Raw genomic sequence first — 15,139 nt, 5'->3', positions numbered from 1 at the left:
CGCTCGGCGCCACCACCCTCACCGCACCAGCAGCACGGTCACTCCCGGTAGGGCCGCTCGACCCAGCCGCGCGTCGGTGGTGAGGAGAGCCGCGTCGATCCTCCTGGCGAGCGCAACGTAGTGGGCGTCCGCGACGCGAATGCCGTGACGTAGACCCCAGATCTCGGCGATCAGCGCCGTGGTGGCCACGCGTTCGCACCGCAACAGCGACCAGGCTGCCAACGCGTTCTCGGCCCCGTCAGGTGTGATCTGCGCGGTGCGCTCCAGCCGTGCCAGCGCGGAGATCACCTCGGTGTCGATCAGCCCAGGCGCCCAGAGTTCTGCCCCGCCCAGTCGGTCGAGCACCCCATCGCGTCGCGGACCGGGCACCAGCGCGTCGACCGCCGCGCTGGCATCCAGCACAAGTCTCACGGTGGGGGTGTCGCGGCAGGCTCTTCGGCCCAGGGTGGCGTCACGCGCTCGTCGGGGTCGTACTCGGCACGGACGTCATCCAGTGCACGAACGACGTCGATGGGCATCGTCAAGCCACCGCGCCGGTCGGCAATCCAGTCCTGGAGGCTCGGGCGTGACAGTTCCCGCCGAAGGAGTCGGGTCACGAACTCCGACATCGTCATCCCCTCCGCGCGGGCCCGTTCGGCCAGAGCCTGATGCAGGTCTTCGGGCAGGTTACGCACCTGGAGCATGCTCATCACATGATGGTTTCATGTTTGCCTCATGTAGTCCATGCCTCATGATGTCCACCCGTGATGCGGCCTCGACTCACGAGGGTGTCCGCCGCCCGACCAGCTCGTCGTACCGGATCGCGGCCACCCCGGCCACGATGAGCAGGCCACCGAGGAGTTGGACCAGGCCGGGCAGCTCCCCCACCAACAGCCAGGCGAACAGGATCGCGAAGAGGACTTCGACGAGGCCGACGAACGAGGCGAGCTTGGCGCCGAGGCGACGGGTCGCGGCGATCCCCGTCGTGTAGGCGACCACGGTCGAGACCAGGACCAGCGCGATCAGGGCCGCCCACCACGGCACCGCCGCGCCGCCGAGGGTGACGTCGGCGGCGGCCACCCGGATCGGGAGCAGTCCGGTCGCCCCGAGCAGTCCGAGGGCGACCGCGCCGACGGTCATGCCGCCGGCGGCGAGCACGATCGGTGGCAGCCCCGTCGAGACGTTGCCGCTGAGGATGAAGTACCCGGCGAGCCCGCAGGCGGCAGCGAGGCCCCAGAGCACGCCGACCAGGTCGACGTCGTTCGCGCCGGTGAGGTCGAGGACGAGCACGAGCCCGACGACGGCGAGCGCCACCCCGGTCACGGTCGCCGCCCGGGGACGCTGCGCGTGCCGGACCCAGAGCCAGAGCACCACGAAAATCACACCGAGGTACTCCAGCAGCAGCGCCACCCCGACCGTGACGTGCGCGATCGCGGAGAAGTAGGCGAACTGGGTCAGCGCAAGGGCGAGCAGACCGTACCCGACGATCAGCCGCGCGTTCGTGCGCAGCAGCGACCAGCGCCCACGCAGCTGCAGCACGGCCGGCACCACCAGGACCAGTGCGGCACCGGCGATCCGGGCGGTCACGGCCGCCCCGGCGCTCCAGCCGATCTCGAGCAGCGCCCGGGCGATCGGCCCGGACGTCGCGAACACGGCCGCTGACAGCAGTCCCAGCCACAGGCCGCCCACCTGTACCCGGACCGCGGGAACCGTGCGCGCGAAGGAGGCACCGCCGTCGTTCTCGTGGGGGCCTGGCCCGGCCGGGGGGCTCACGCGTGCAGCCTGGCGAGGAACTCGCGGGTGCGCGGCTGCTCGGCTGCGCCGAGCACCTGCTCGGGTGGCCCGGACTCGAGCACCCGGCCGCCGTCGAGGAAGCAGACCAGATCCGCCGCCTGCCGGGCGAAGCCCATCTCGTGGGTCGCCACCAGCATCGTGGTGCCTTCGGCCCGCAGCTCGGCGAGCAGGTCCAGGACCTCCCCCACGAGTTCCGGGTCGAGCGCGGAGGTGACCTCGTCCAGGAGCAGCAGCTCGGGCCCGTTGACGAGCGCCCGCGCGATCGCGGCTCGCTGCTGCTGGCCGCCGGAGAGATGGTCGGGGTAGGCGGTGACCTTGTCCCCGAGGCCGACCCGTTCCAGGATCGCCACGGCGGCCGACTCCGCCTCCTCCTTCGTCCGGCCGTGCACCAGGCGGGGTGCGAGGGAGACGTTCGCGAGCACGCTCATGTGGGGGAACAGGTTGTAGGCCTGGAACACCATGCCCATCCGGGCCCGGGCCGCGTTCGCGTCCACCCACGGGTCGGCGAGGTCGACACCGCGCAGCTCGATGACGCCGTCGTCGACCTCCTCGAGCAGGTCGACGGCACGCAGCAAGGTCGACTTGCCGGACCCCGAGGAACCGATCAGCACGACGCACGAGTGCTCGGCGACGTCGAGGTCGAGCCCGTCCAGCACCAGGTTGGTCCCGAACGACTTGCGCAGCCCGGCCACGCGCAGCAGCGGCGCCGTCGGCTCCGTCATCGGATCGCCCCCACCATTGCGCGGCCGCTGCCGCGCCCACCGCGGCGGGCGTTGTAGGCATCCACGAGCCGGGTCAGCGGCACGGAGATCAGCAGGAACAGGAAGCCGGCGGCCACGTAGGCGGTGAAGTTGTAGCTGCCGGTGACGGCGATCTCGGCCGCCCGGATCGCGTCAACGGCGCCGAGGATCGAGATCAGACCCGAGTCCTTCTGCAGGGCCACGATCATGTTCAGCAGCGCCGGGGTGACCGCCCGCACCGCCTGCGGGACCACCACCCGGCGGGTCGTCTGGCCGCGGGTGAGCCCGAGCGCGCGGGCAGCCGCCACCTGCGAGGGGTGCACCGACTCGATGCCGGCGCGGAAGATCTCTGCCAGATAGGCCGTGTACGTCAGCACGATGGCCAGCGTGCCCAGGAACACCGCCGTGATCGGCAGCCAGGGCAGCCGCAGGGCGGGCAGGCCGAAGCCCACCAGGAGCAGCACCAGCAGCACCGGCACCCCGCGGAACACATCGATGTAGATCGTGACGACCGCCCGCAGCGGGAACAGCGCCGGCGCGGTGGTGGTGCGGGCGATGGCGAGCAGCAGCCCGCCGACCACGGCGATCACACCGGCGATCACCCAGACCCGCAGGTTCAGCCACAGGCCCTGGGCCACGGCGGGCAGCACGTCGACGAACTCGACCGGGTCGAAGAACGCCTCCCGGGCCCGCTCCCAGCCCGGCGACCCGACGAGCACGACCACGGCGAGCACTGCCACCACCACGGTGGACGCGAGCGCGACCAGGAAGGATCGGCGCCGACGCCGGCGCCGGTACGCCACCCGCGCCAGCGCCCGCTCGGAGGGCGCCCAGTGCACGCTCACGGCGGCGGCGTCAGCTCAGCGCCGGGATGCCGTCCGTGCGCAGCCACTGCGTGCTGAGCTCGGCAATGGTGCCGTCCTCGTGCAGCGCGTCGACGGCGGCGGAGACACAGTCGGTCAGCGCCGAGTCGATGTCGAGGACGAAGCCGATCTGGGCGGTCTCGCCGACCTCGGGCAGGGTCCCGATCACCGCGGAGTCCGGGAAGTACACGGTGGAGGCGGACACGGCCTGGTTCACGTCCATCACGACGGCGTCGACCTGGTCGTTCGTCATCGCCTGCATGGCGAGCCCGGCGTCGTCGAACGGCACCAGCTCGACGGCGTCGCCCCAGGCGGCTTCGGCGATCGGCATCGAGGTCTGGCCGGCGGTCACCCCCACCCGCGCACCCTCGAGCTCGGCGAGCGTGGTGGCGCTCCCGTACGGGCCGGCCTCCTGCACCACCAGTCCTTGCAGGGTGTCCAGGTACGGGCTGGAGAAGTCGACCACCTCGGCCCGTTCGGGGGTGATCGTGGTCTGGTACGCGGCGAAGTCGAACGGCTTGATGCTGGGCGCGATGATCTGCTCGAAGGTCACGGTCTCCCACGTCACCTGGTCCTCGGCGTAGCCGAGCTGCTCGGCGACGGCGTAGACGAGGGCCGACTCGAAGCCCTCCCCCGTGGTGGGGTCCTCGCCCACGTACCAGGGCTCGTAGGGGACGCTCGTGCCGACGGTCAGGACGCCGTCGGCCAGGGTCGTCAGCTCGCCGGGCGCGCACTCGGCGACCGGGTCACCGGTGGCCCCGGTGCCCGTGGTGGGGTCCTCGGAACCGCCGGACGAACACGCGGCCACTCCGGCGATGGCTGCGATCAGGACCAGGGCAGGAAGACGACGGCGCACAACAGGGCCTTTCTCAGGTGATCCGGGGTGGCGACGGCCGTCGGGCGATGCCCGCCGGCGACACTTGAACTCTAGAACAACCCCGCTCCGTAGGACCGCGGCGGTCGGAGACCGAGACGTACGTCACTGCTGGCGGGGTCGGCGCAGTCAGCGCCGGGGGTCGTTGACCCGTTCGTCGTGCACGCGGTGGACCCGCTCGAGCAGCGCCATGAAGTTGGCCTCGTCCCGGATCCGGGCCCGGTACTTCTCCGGGAGGGCCTTCAGCACCGCCTCCTCGGCGAGCAGGTCGGCGTACACCTCCTCCTGCACCTTCGGGTCCTCGTCCTCGACCTCGAGGTAGGACTTCGCGTGCCTCTCGGCGCCCTTGATGGCGTTCTGTGCCCGGCCCTTCGGACTGACCAGCGAGGCGACGATCGTGACCACGAGTACCCCGATGATCACCGACAGGGACAGCGCCGTGGAGATCTCGACGACGTCCACATGCTCGCCGCCGTTGATGAAGGGGACGTTGTTCTCGTGCAGCGCATGCAGGATGAGCTTGACGCCGATGAACGCGAGGATGGCGGCCAGTCCGTAGGAGAGGTAGATCAGCCGGTCCAGCAGTCCGTCGAGCAGGAAGTAGAGCTGGCGCAGCCCGAGCAGGGAGAACGTGGTGGCCGTGAACACGATGTACACGTTCGTGGTCAGCCCGAAGATCGCCGGGATCGAGTCGAGCGCGAACAGCACGTCGGTGCCGCCGATCGCCACCATCACGAGCAGCATCGGGGTCAGCGCGCGCCGCCCGTCCACGATGGTGAAGAGCTTGTCGCCGTCGTAGTGCTCGGAAGTGTGCAGGAACCGGCGGGCGAGCCGGACCACCACGTTCTCGCCGTCGTCGTCATGACCCGGCTTGAGCATGTTGCCCGCCGTGATCAGCAGGATCAGCCCGAAGAAGTAGAAGACCCAGGCGAAGCTGTTGATCAGGGCGGCGCCGAGGAAGATGAACCCGGTACGGGCGATCAGCGAGAACACGATGCCGAACAGCAGGACCTTCTGCTGGTCCGCCCGGGGCACCTTGAAGCTCGTCATGATGATGAGGAACACGAACAGGTTGTCCACCGAGAGTGCCTTCTCGGTGATGTACCCGGCGAAGTACTCGGTGCCCATGTCGGTGCCGCCGAGGACGAGCACGCCCACCCCGAACAGCAGCGCGATGCCGACGTAGATCGCGGACCACCTGGCGGCCTCGGGAAGGGTGGGGATGTGGGCCTTGCGCACGTGGAACCAGAAGTCGAAGAACAGCAGCCCCACGATCCCTGCGACCGTGACGGCCCAGATCCAGCCGGCCACCTCCATCAGGACTCTCCTGTCCGACGTCCGTCGTCGCTGTGGTCACCGGACTGCGCTGCGGCGTAGCCGGGTTCGATCTGCTCGGCGATGATGACCCGCATCTCCTGGTTCGGCGCGAACGCGTTCCAGGCCGCGGTCAGGGTCACCTGCTCGAAGTCCTCGAGGGTCCAGCCGGCCTCGTCCACCAGGGCCCACATCTCCTGGCTCATCGACGTGCCGGACATCAGCCGGTTGTCGGTGTTGAGGGTGACGGCGAAGCCCATGTCCCGGAGCACGGTGATCGGGTGTTCGGCCACCGTTGCGGCGATGCCCGTCTGCAGGTTCGACTGCGGGCAGATCTCGAGCGGGATCTGCCGGTCGAGCACCCACTGGGCCAGGTCGCCGAGCGCCGCGAACAGCTCGCCGTCCGGGTCGGTGCCGAGCTCGATGTCGTCCATGATGCGCACGCCGTGGCCGAGCCGGAGCGCGCCGCACAGTTGGACGGCCTCCCAGATGCTCTCGAGGCCGGCGGCCTCGCCGGCGTGCACCGTGTACGGGAAGTTCGCCTCCCGCAGGGTGCGCAGCGCGGTGAGGTGGCGCGACGGCGGGAAGCCGTCCTCCGGGCCGGCGATGTCGAAGCCGACGGAGCCGCGATCCCGGTTCGCGAGGGTCACCTCGGCGATCTCGGCGCCCCGGTCGAACTGCCGCATCGCGGACGGCAGGGTGCCGACCCGGATCCGCCGGCCGGCCGCGGCTGCCTCGGCCACACCCTCGGCGAGGCCCGCGTGCACGGCGTCGAGGACCTCCTGGAGCTTCAGCCCGCCGCCGAGGTGCTGCTCGGGGGCGTACCGAAGCTCGGCGTACACGACACCGTCGGCGGCGAGGTCCACCACGGCCTCCCGGGCCACCCTGCGCAGGCTTGGCTCGGTCTGGGTGACGGCGAGCGTGTGGGCGAACGTCTCGAGGTAGCGGGTCAGGTCTCCGGCACTGGCGGCCTGCACGAACCACGCCGCGAGCTCGTCGGGGTCCGTGCTCGGCAGGTCGTGTCCGGCATCTGCGGCCAGTTCGATGATGGTCGCGGGGCGCAGGCCACCGTCGAGGTGATCGTGGAGCACCACCTTCGGCAGCGCGACGATGTCCTCGTGGGTGAGCGTCATGGACCGAGCGTAATGGTCCGTCCCCGAACGGCGCGCGCGCCCGAGCTCAGGGCACGAGCCCGACGATCGCGAGAGCGCCACCCAGCGCGGCGAGCACCATCACGGCGATGCCGACGTGCAGCAGTGAGGTCCACGGGCCGCTGCCGTCGTGGCGCCAGCGGCGCAGGTCGCGCAACACGAGGACGAGTAGCGCCAGCGCGGCGAGGCCGGCGACCGCGGCGATCACCGGGCGCTGTTGTCGCTCGGCCGTGAGCGCGACGAGCATCGCGCCGAGCACCGCCGCGAGCATGGTGCGGTTCCACGCCAGCATCGTCCGCTGGGGCTGGGCCCCGGGGTCGCCCGCGAGCCCTTCGACGGCTCTCACCGGCTGCGCCGAGTCATCCGAACGCCTGGACCACGGCGTAGCCGGCCAGCACCGCGGCGATCGCCGCGACGCCGATCACCAGGATCGGCAGTGCACTCGGCGCCGGCAGCGGCCGGCCCAGACGCAGCGCACGCTCGGTGCGCCGCCAGCCCACCAGTGCCCCGACGGCGAGGGTGCCACCGGCCAGGCAGGCCAGCGCGGCCACGAGATCCAGCAGCGGGCCGGCGACGGCGAACGTCGCCAACGTGGTCAGGGCCACCCCACCGGCCACGAGGGCCAGGCCCGTGCGCAGCCACGCGAGCGCGGTGCGCTCGTTCGCGAGGGAGAACCGGGCGTCCGGTTCCGTGCCGACGCCGTACACCGACGCGGGCCGACGCTCGGGTCCGGTGGCGGGGTCCGGGCTGATGTCGCTCACGCGGCTCCGACCCGTTCGAGCACCACCGCGCCCGTCGCCGGCCGGGATCCCTCGGGGGCGATCGTGACGGCGTCGGCGAGGGCCTCGGCGGCCCGGTCGAACCGGTCGGGGGTGTCGGTGTGCAGGGTCATCAGGACCTGTCCCGCGCGCACCGGTGCGCCGGGCTTCGCGTGCAGTTCGATGCCCGCGCCCGCCTGGACTGTGTCCTCGCGGCGGGCCCGGCCCGCGCCGAGGCGCCAGGACGCGATACCCACGGCGAGCGCGTCCAGCGCCACGAGCACCCCGTCGGCAGGTGCGAGGACCTGCTCGCTGTGCTTCGCCGTCGGCAGCGGTGCGTCCGGGTCGCCGCCCTGGGCGGCGATCATGGCGCGCCAGACGTCCATGGCCCGACCGTCCGCGAGCGCGGCGGCGGGGTCTGCGTCGGGTCGGCCGGCGGCGTCGAGCATCTCCCGGGCGAGGGCCACGGTGAGGTCGACGACGTCCGCGGGACCGCCACCGGCGAGCACCTCGACCGACTCGCGCACCTCGAGCGCGTTGCCGGCGGTGAGCCCGAGCGGCGTGGACATGTCCGTCAGCAGCGCGCTCGTGCGCACTCCGGCGTCCGTGCCGAGGTCCACCATGGTGCGGGCCAGCTCGCGGGCGTCCTCGAGGTTCTTCATGAACGCCCCGGACCCGACCTTCACGTCCAGCACGAGGGCGCCGGTGCCCTCGGCGATCTTCTTGCTCATGATCGAGGATGCGATGAGCGGGATCGACTCGACGGTGCCGGTCACGTCACGCAGCGCGTACAGCTTGCGGTCGGCGGGCGCCAGCCCGGAACCTGCCTGGCAGATGACGGCGCCGACGTCGTCGAGCTGAGCGAGCATCTCCGCGTTCGTGAGCGCGGCCCGCCAGCCCGGGATCGACTCGAGCTTGTCCAGGGTGCCGCCGGTGTGTCCGAGCCCGCGGCCGGACAGTTGCGGCACGGCGACCCCGAACACGGCGACCAGCGGCGCCAGCGGGAGGGTGATCTTGTCCCCGACGCCGCCGGTGGAGTGCTTGTCCGCCGTGGGCCGCCGCAGCGTGGAGAAGTCCATCCGCTCGCCGGAGGCGATCATCGCGGCGGTCCAGCGGGCGATCTCCGGCCGGGTCATGCCGTTCAACAGGATCGCCATGTTCAGCGCCGCCATCTGTTCCTCGGCGACCACCCCACGGGTGTAGGCGTCGATGACCCAGTCGATCTGCGCGTCGGTGAGGACCTGCTGGTCCCGCTTGGCACGGATGACGTCGACGGCGTCGAAGGCTTCACTCATGGCCTCAGCCTAGTGAGCCGGGTCCGCCGGAGCCGCGTCGTCGCGGACCCCGACGAGTTCGCCGTTGCGGGTCCGACGCCAGCGCAGGTCCGCGGAGTCCCGGAAGGTCAAGGACTGCACCCGTAGGTCGCGGCTCGTGGTCACCGGCCGCAGGGTCGCGTCGAGGACCTCCTCGGTGGACCTGGCGAAGGCCCAGCCCCGGGGGTGGGCGTGTTTCTCGCGCAGGTAGTAGTCGCCGGGCGGCAGCAGTTCCATCCGGATCGGCTTGGGGGTCCGGCCGTTCTTCGCCGACGTCTCGATCTCGACGTCGTAGATGACCGAGTCGGACGAGTTGTGGACCACGACGCCGACGCCGCGAGGGGTGTCCGCATCCGCCTCGAGCTCGATCACGATCCACGCGGCGACCTGTGTCGCCTGGGCCCGGCGGCGATCGTCCTCGGAGCGCTGGTCCCGGTCGGTCTCCACCCGGTACAGGTCGCGCGCGGTGATCCCCGCCCAGATGGCGGCGGCCAGCGCGCCGATCGCGGCGACCGCCGTGACCCACTCCGTGCCTCCCACCGGGCTCAGGCCTCCAGGTCGCCGGGCCCGAATGCGTCCGGGAGGACCTCGGTCATCGGCCGGATGCCGGAGACGGTCTCCACGAGCAGGTCCGGGCCGCCGTGCTCCCAGAGGAGCTGCCTGCACCGGCCACACGGCATGATCGTGTCCCCGTTGCGGTTCACGCAGGTGAACGCGGCCAGCCGGCCCCCGCCGCCGGTGATCAGCGCCGACACCAGCGAGCATTCCGCGCACAGGGTGACGCCGTAGGCGGCGTTCTCGACGTTCGCCCCGACGATCAGGTCCCCTTCGGTGGTGAACGCGGCCGCACCGACGGGGTACCCGGAGTACGGGGCGTACGCCCGGGTCATCACCTCACGCGCGGCGACCCGCAGGGCGTCCCAGTCGATATCGGTCACGGCGGCCTCCTGCGTGCGGCTCACGGATACGGCTTGCCCTCGGCGGCCGGCGGACGGATCCGCCCGACGAGACCGGCCACGGCGAAGATCGTCGCGAGGTAGGGCAGCATCGCGAGCAGTTCGTACGGCACCGGGGAGCCGATGTTGCCGAGCACCCGGTTCAGCGAGTCGGCGAACCCGAACAGCAGGGCCGCGGCCAGCGCACCGGTCGGGCTCCACCGACCCAGGATCATCGCGGCCAGGGCGATGTAGCCGCGCCCCGCGGAGACCTCCTTGGTGAACGGCAGGGCGGCACTGACGAACGCCGCCCCACCGAAGCCTGCGATCGCCGAACCGAGCACCACGTTGCGGTACCGGGTCCGGTTCACCTTGATGCCGACCGTGTCCGCGGCCTTGGGGTGCTCACCGACGGCGCGCACCCGCAGCCCCCACCTGCTGCGGAAGAGCATGATCTGCAGCACCGCGACCACCACGTACATGACGTAGACGATGACCGTCTGGTTGAACAGCGCGGGGCCGATCACCGGAATCTCGGACAGGCCGGGTATCGCGAAGGCGGGCATCCGCGGCGGGTTGTTCAGACCCTGCGGGTTCTGTGTGAGCACGGTGGAGAACAGGTAGTTCGTCAGCCCCAGCACCAGCACGTTCAGCACGACGCCGACGATGATCTGGTCCACCCGGTACTTGATCGAGAACACCGCCAGGAGCAGCCCGACCAGGGCGCCCGCGATCGGAGCGGCGATCAGCCCGATGTAGGGGTTCCGGGTCGCGGAGGAGACCACGACGGCCAGGAACGCACCCGCCAGGAGTTGGCCCTCGATCGCGATGTTGATGATGCCCGAGCGCTCGCACAGCACACCGGCGAGGGCCCCGAACACCAGCGGCACGGCGGCGGTGATCGTGGTGGACAGCAGCAGCGGCAGGGGCAGCCCGCCCGTGTTCCCGGCGACGGCCCAGATCAGGAACGCGAACAGCATCACGATCCCGAACACGATCGGGATCGCGCCGAGCTTGCGCCGGTTCAGCGTGGCCCAGAACGCCAGTCCGGTGAGGCCGAACGCCACCACCACGAGGAACAGTGCCGAACCCTGGGACGGCAGGTGCAGGGGGTCGATCTGGATCGCGGTCGCCGAGTTGGAGACCACGATCCGCGAGATCGACCCCGGCGGCGTGAAGATCACGAAGGCGAGCAGCCCGATGATGCTGACGACGCCGAGGATGATCGGGGTTCGCCACGAGATCGGTGCCATGGCTCGTTCGTCGAGCAGGCCCTCGGGGTTCAGGCGGGGGGTGGCCAGCTGGCTGCTCACGCGGCCACCTCCTTGACTCGACGGCTTCCGTCCGGCGACGGCAGGAAGAAGATCGACCGCACCAGGGGCGGGGCGGCGATGAACAGGACGATCACCGCCTGGATCACGAGCACGATGTCGATCGGTGTGTTCGAGACGGTCTGCATCAGTGGCGAGCCGGCCCGCAGGGCGCCGAACAGGAGCGCGGCCAGCACCGTGCCAAGGGGTCTGGACCGGCCGAGCAGGGCAACCGTGATCGCATCGAAGCCGATCGAGCCCGCGCTGCCGGCCTGCAGGGTCTTGTCGGTGCCGAGGATCTGGGACGCGCCACCGAGTCCGGCGAGGATGCCCGCCGAGACCATGACGAACACGAAGATCAGGTTCACGTTGATCCCGGCCGTGCGCGCGGCGTCCAGGTTCGCGCCGACGGCGCGGAACTTGAAGCCGATCGTGGACCGTTCCATCAGCCACCAGACCAGCGCGGCGGCGGCGAGGGCGAGCAGGAAGCCCCAATGCAGCCGGAAGGAGTCTCCGAGCAGCAGCGGCAGGCGGGCGTTCTCTCCGACCGCGGGTGAGATCGGCCGGGACCCACCCTGTCGAAGGATCGTCGTGGTGAGCAGATAGGTGACCAGCCAGATCGCGATCCAGTTCAGCATGATCGTGACGATCACCTCGCTGGCACCGGTGCGGGCCTTCAGGAATCCGGCGATCCCGGCCCACAGCCCGCCGACGACCATGGCGGCGATCACGGCGAGGACCACGTGCACGACCACGGGCAGCGACCAGGTGATCCCGACGTAGGTCGCGGCCGCGGCGCCCATCAGCACCTGGCCCTGGGCGCCGATGTTGAACAGGCCGGACCGGAACCCCATCCCGAGCCCGAGTGCGGCGAAGATCAGGGGGGTGGCCGCCACCATGGTCTCGGTGATCGGCCGGATCGCGCGGGCCAGGGTCGGCGCCTGGAAGTCGAACACGGCGCCGCGGAACAGTGACGTGTAGGCCGCGGCGACGCTGTCCCAGGCGGCCGCGAGCGTGTCGAGGGGACGTGCGAAGAAGTACGTCGACGCGTCCCGGACATCCTCGTCCGCGATGGCGATCAGAAGGCCGCTGAGCACCAGGGCGGCCACGATGGCGAGCAGCGTGACCAGCCAGTTGGAGGTCAGGACGCCGCGCATCGTCTCCCGCAGCCACCGCTCGTCGGGCCGCATCGAGTCCGGCTGCGCGCGGGTGCCCGCCTCGGCTCCGGGCTCCGGGACCTCCGGGGTCCGGGGGCTTTCCGGTTCGTGACTCACGAGGGCTCCTCGCTCTGCTCGTCGTCGGCGATGACGTCCGCCTCGCGCAGGAGGGTCGGATGCTCGGCCGCCTCCTCCTGCGCTGCCTCAGGGGCGACGCCGGCCATCATCAACCCGAGCACGTCACGGTCCACGTCACCGTCCACGACCCCGATGATCGAGCCGCGATACATCACGGCGATCCGGTCCGCGAGCGCCATCACCTCGTCGAGCTCGGTGGAGACGATGATGACCGGCGTGCCGTGGTCCCGCTCGGCGATGATCCGCTTGTGCACGAACTCGATGGACCCGACGTCCAGGCCCCTGGTGGGCTGGGACGCGATGAACAGCTTCAGCGGGCGGGACATCTCGCGGGCCAGCACCACCTTCTGCTGGTTCCCGCCGGAGAGGGTGGAGATCGGCGCCTCGACCGACGTGGTTCGCACGTCGAACTCCTCGACGAACGCCTCCGACCGCTCCCGAACCACGCGGAGGTCCATCGCGATGCCGCGCGCGTACGGAGGGCGGTCGTGCTGGTCCAGGATCATGTTCTCGGCCACGCTGAACGAGCCGATCAGCCCGTCCGTGCTGCGGTCCTCGGGCACGAATCCCACGCCGGAGTCGAGCACGTCGTTCACGGACAGCCCGATCAGTTCCTTGCCGTCCAGGTCGATCGACCCGGCCAGCGGGGCCCGCAGGCCGAGGATCGCCTCGGTGAGCTCGGACTGCCCGTTCCCCTGCACCCCGGCGATGGCGAGGACCTCCCCGCCGCGCACCTCGAAACTCACCCCGTTCACCACCGGGCGCCCGACCACGTCGGCGACCAGGAGGTCGGTGACGGCAAACACCGCCTCGCCCAGCCGCGGCGGCTCCTTCTCGACGCCGAGGCTCACCGCGCGCCCGACCATCAGGGAGGCCAGTTCCGCCTCGGTGTCCTCCGCCGTCGCCGTGCCGACCACCTTGCCGCGCCGGATCACGGTGATCTCGTCGGCGATCGCGCGGACCTCGCGCAGCTTGTGCGTGATGAACACGATCGAGGTTCCGGCATCGCGCAGCTGGCGCATGATCTCGATGAGTTCGTCGGTCTCCTGGGGCGTGAGCACGGCGGTCGGTTCGTCGAGGATGAGTACCTCGGCGTCCCGGGACAGCGCCTTGATGATCTCGACGCGCTGCTGCACGCCGACCGGCAGGTCCTCGATCAGGGCGTCGGGGTCCACGTCGAACCCGAACCTCGCCGAGATGTCCCGCACCAGTGCCCGCGCCCGGTCGAGTCCGATGATGCCGAGGGGACCGGTGGGCTCGTGCCCGAGCACCACGTTCTCCGCCACGGTGAACACCGGCACCAGCATGAAGTGCTGGTGGACCATCCCGATCCCGGCCGCCATGGCCTGCCCCGGCCCGGCGAACTCCATGGGCTGCTCGTCGATGACGATCTGCCCCTCGTCGGGCGTGTAGAGCCCGTAGAGGACATTCATCAGGGTGGACTTCCCGGCCCCGTTCTCGCCCAGGAGCGCGTGGATCCGCCCGGGCTCGAACACCAGGTCGATCTGGTCATTGGCCACCAGGGTCCCGAATCGCTTCGTGATGCCGCGGAGCTCGAGCTTCACCGCCTGCCTCCTTCAACGTCGTGGCACGAACTGTATCGCCGTGCGGGCACGGCCGATCGACGAACACAGCCGACGGCCCGGGCAACCATGGGCTGCCCGGGCCGCCGACTATGACGGACGGATCAGTTCGCGCTCGGGGACTCGATGACGAGGTCGCCCGCGATGATCTGCTCCCGCAGGTCCTCGATCTCGGTCTGCAGCTCGGCCGGCACCTGGTCCTCGAAGGAGTGGTACGGGGCCAGGTCCACGCCGCCGTTCTCCAGCGTTCCGACGTACGGCGTGGGGTCGAAGTCGCCCGCCACCGCGGCGTCGATGGTGTCGAAGACCGAGTTGCCGATCAGCTTGATGACCGAGGTCAGGATGAGGTCCTGGTACTCGGCGTTCGACTCCTGCTCGAAGCCGTCGGAGTCGACCCAGATCACCGAGACGCCCTCGTGCTCGGAGGCCGCGGACAGTGAACCGGCACCGACCGGGCCGGCCACCGGCAGGATGATGTCCGCACCGGCCGCGATGAACTGCTGCGTGGTGTTGTAGCCGTTCTCGGTGTTGGTGAAGTCACCGGTCATGGAGCCGTCCTGCGCGTCCTTGTCCCAGCCGAGTACCTGCACGTCCGTGCCGTGCGCCTCGTTGTACGCGGCGACGCCGTCGACGAAGCCGTCCATGAAGATCGTCACGGACGGGAACGCCTGCCCGCCGTACGTGGCGACCGTGCCGGTCTGGGTCATGCCGCCGGCGAGGTAGCCGGCCAGGAACGCGGCCTCCTGCGTGTTGAACAGCAGCGGCTTCGCGTTCGGCAGTTCCACCGGGGAGAAGTCGGGGGCCGAGAACGCGGAGTCGACCAGCGCGAAGTGCAGGTCCTCGTTGGCCTCGGCGGCCGCCTGGATGGTGTCCTCGAGCGCGAAGCCGACGCCGATGATCAGCGAGCAGCCGGCCTGCACCATCGCGTCGGCGTTGCCTGCGTACGCGCCCGGGTCGGTGGACTCGGCCGACTGGATCGTGATGCCGAGCTCGGTCTCGGCGCGCTCGAGGCCCTCGAAGCCGGACTCGTTGAAGGAGGCGTCGTCGAAGCCACCCTCATCGGAGATCATGCAGCCGATGAAGTCGGAGTTGTCGGGGGCCTCCGCGGTGGTCTCGGTGTCGCCACCGCCCGTCGTCTCCTCGTCCTCGGGGGCGGCGCCACAGGCGGCCAGGGTCAGGGCGGCGACGGCGAGGGTGGCCACCGCGTAGATCGGCTTCTTCACGTGAACT

The 15,139-nt window shown here is 70.7% G+C and carries 17 protein-coding genes; all 17 read right to left on the bottom strand.

All coding sequences use genetic code 11. The features are described 5' to 3' along the window. Positions 1-18: 18 nt before the first annotated feature. Positions 19-411 carry a type II toxin-antitoxin system VapC family toxin gene (locus tag GKS42_RS06260; protein WP_168217769.1) on the bottom strand — a complete coding sequence of 131 codons (393 nt, stop codon included), beginning with the start codon at positions 409-411 and terminating at the stop codon, positions 19-21. Continuing rightward, positions 408-689: a FitA-like ribbon-helix-helix domain-containing protein gene (locus GKS42_RS06255; RefSeq protein ID WP_154793057.1), complete on the bottom strand. Its 282-nt coding sequence runs from the start codon at positions 687-689 to the stop codon at positions 408-410. The genes GKS42_RS06260 and GKS42_RS06255 overlap by 4 nt, the downstream gene beginning before the upstream one ends. Positions 690-759: 70 nt before the next feature. Beyond that, positions 760-1,752 carry an EamA family transporter gene (locus GKS42_RS06250; protein ID WP_232847952.1) on the bottom strand — a complete coding sequence of 331 codons (993 nt, stop codon included), beginning with the start codon at positions 1,750-1,752 and terminating at the stop codon, positions 760-762. Further along, positions 1,749-2,495: an amino acid ABC transporter ATP-binding protein gene (locus GKS42_RS06245; RefSeq protein ID WP_154793056.1), complete on the bottom strand. Its 747-nt coding sequence runs from the start codon at positions 2,493-2,495 to the stop codon at positions 1,749-1,751. The genes GKS42_RS06250 and GKS42_RS06245 overlap by 4 nt, the downstream gene beginning before the upstream one ends. Then, positions 2,492-3,358, bottom strand: coding sequence for an amino acid ABC transporter permease (locus GKS42_RS06240; protein WP_154793055.1), 867 nt, complete (start codon positions 3,356-3,358; stop codon positions 2,492-2,494). Before GKS42_RS06240 ends, GKS42_RS06245 begins: the two co-directional genes overlap by 4 nt. A gap of 10 nt (positions 3,359-3,368) precedes the next feature. Then, the gene (locus GKS42_RS06235; RefSeq protein WP_154793054.1) at positions 3,369-4,232 is read right to left on the bottom strand and encodes an ABC transporter substrate-binding protein; all 864 of its coding nucleotides are present in this window, start codon (positions 4,230-4,232) and stop codon (positions 3,369-3,371) included. Positions 4,233-4,379: 147 nt separating this feature from the next. Beyond that, complete coding sequence (locus tag GKS42_RS06230; protein ID WP_154793053.1) at positions 4,380-5,567, bottom strand: TerC family protein; 1,188 nt, start codon at positions 5,565-5,567, stop codon at positions 4,380-4,382. Beyond that, the gene (locus tag GKS42_RS06225; RefSeq protein ID WP_154793052.1) at positions 5,567-6,697 is read right to left on the bottom strand and encodes an adenosine deaminase; all 1,131 of its coding nucleotides are present in this window, start codon (positions 6,695-6,697) and stop codon (positions 5,567-5,569) included. The genes GKS42_RS06230 and GKS42_RS06225 overlap by 1 nt, the downstream gene beginning before the upstream one ends. 46 nt (positions 6,698-6,743) lie before the next feature. Beyond that, positions 6,744-7,061 carry a DUF202 domain-containing protein gene (locus tag GKS42_RS06220; RefSeq protein ID WP_154793051.1) on the bottom strand — a complete coding sequence of 106 codons (318 nt, stop codon included), beginning with the start codon at positions 7,059-7,061 and terminating at the stop codon, positions 6,744-6,746. Positions 7,062-7,074: 13 nt separating this feature from the next. After that, positions 7,075-7,476 (bottom strand): YidH family protein, encoded by a 402-nt coding sequence (locus GKS42_RS06215; protein WP_413230901.1) that lies wholly within the window; start codon positions 7,474-7,476, stop codon positions 7,075-7,077. Beyond that, positions 7,473-8,768, bottom strand: coding sequence for a thymidine phosphorylase (locus GKS42_RS06210; protein ID WP_154793050.1), 1,296 nt, complete (start codon positions 8,766-8,768; stop codon positions 7,473-7,475). Before GKS42_RS06210 ends, GKS42_RS06215 begins: the two co-directional genes overlap by 4 nt. 9 nt (positions 8,769-8,777) lie before the next feature. Further along, entirely contained in the window at positions 8,778-9,326 is a 549-nt protein-coding gene (locus GKS42_RS06205; protein WP_154793049.1) for a hypothetical protein, read from the bottom strand. Between the two features lie 5 nt (positions 9,327-9,331). Next, positions 9,332-9,748 (bottom strand): cytidine deaminase, encoded by a 417-nt coding sequence (locus tag GKS42_RS06200; protein WP_290368046.1) that lies wholly within the window; start codon positions 9,746-9,748, stop codon positions 9,332-9,334. Continuing rightward, positions 9,745-11,034 (bottom strand): ABC transporter permease, encoded by a 1,290-nt coding sequence (locus GKS42_RS06195; RefSeq protein ID WP_232847951.1) that lies wholly within the window; start codon positions 11,032-11,034, stop codon positions 9,745-9,747. The genes GKS42_RS06200 and GKS42_RS06195 overlap by 4 nt, the downstream gene beginning before the upstream one ends. Beyond that, entirely contained in the window at positions 11,031-12,305 is a 1,275-nt protein-coding gene (locus GKS42_RS06190; RefSeq protein WP_232847950.1) for an ABC transporter permease, read from the bottom strand. The genes GKS42_RS06195 and GKS42_RS06190 overlap by 4 nt, the downstream gene beginning before the upstream one ends. Beyond that, positions 12,302-13,891: an ABC transporter ATP-binding protein gene (locus GKS42_RS06185; protein ID WP_154793048.1), complete on the bottom strand. Its 1,590-nt coding sequence runs from the start codon at positions 13,889-13,891 to the stop codon at positions 12,302-12,304. The genes GKS42_RS06190 and GKS42_RS06185 overlap by 4 nt, the downstream gene beginning before the upstream one ends. Before the next feature lie 122 nt (positions 13,892-14,013). After that, positions 14,014-15,132: a BMP family lipoprotein gene (locus GKS42_RS06180; RefSeq protein ID WP_154793047.1), complete on the bottom strand. Its 1,119-nt coding sequence runs from the start codon at positions 15,130-15,132 to the stop codon at positions 14,014-14,016. Positions 15,133-15,139: the final 7 nt, after the last annotated feature.

The sequence above is a fragment of the Occultella kanbiaonis genome, assembly GCF_009708215.1.
In the GTDB taxonomy this organism is placed as follows: Bacteria; Actinomycetota; Actinomycetes; order Actinomycetales; family Beutenbergiaceae; genus Occultella; species Occultella kanbiaonis.
This window is presented reverse-complemented; position numbering and strand designations above follow the sequence as displayed.

Excerpts from the sequence above, each read along its gene's own strand:
- GKS42_RS06255 (WP_154793057.1), bottom strand. The coding sequence starts at position 689 with ATGAGCATGCTCCAGGTGCGTAACCTGCCCGAAGACCTGCATCAGGCT.
- GKS42_RS06245 (WP_154793056.1), bottom strand. The coding sequence starts at position 2,495 with ATGACGGAGCCGACGGCGCCGCTGCTGCGCGTGGCCGGGCTGCGCAAG.
- GKS42_RS06230 (WP_154793053.1), bottom strand. The coding sequence starts at position 5,567 with ATGGAGGTGGCCGGCTGGATCTGGGCCGTCACGGTCGCAGGGATCGTG.
- GKS42_RS06225 (WP_154793052.1), bottom strand. The coding sequence starts at position 6,697 with ATGACGCTCACCCACGAGGACATCGTCGCGCTGCCGAAGGTGGTGCTC.
- GKS42_RS06210 (WP_154793050.1), bottom strand. The coding sequence starts at position 8,768 with ATGAGTGAAGCCTTCGACGCCGTCGACGTCATCCGTGCCAAGCGGGAC.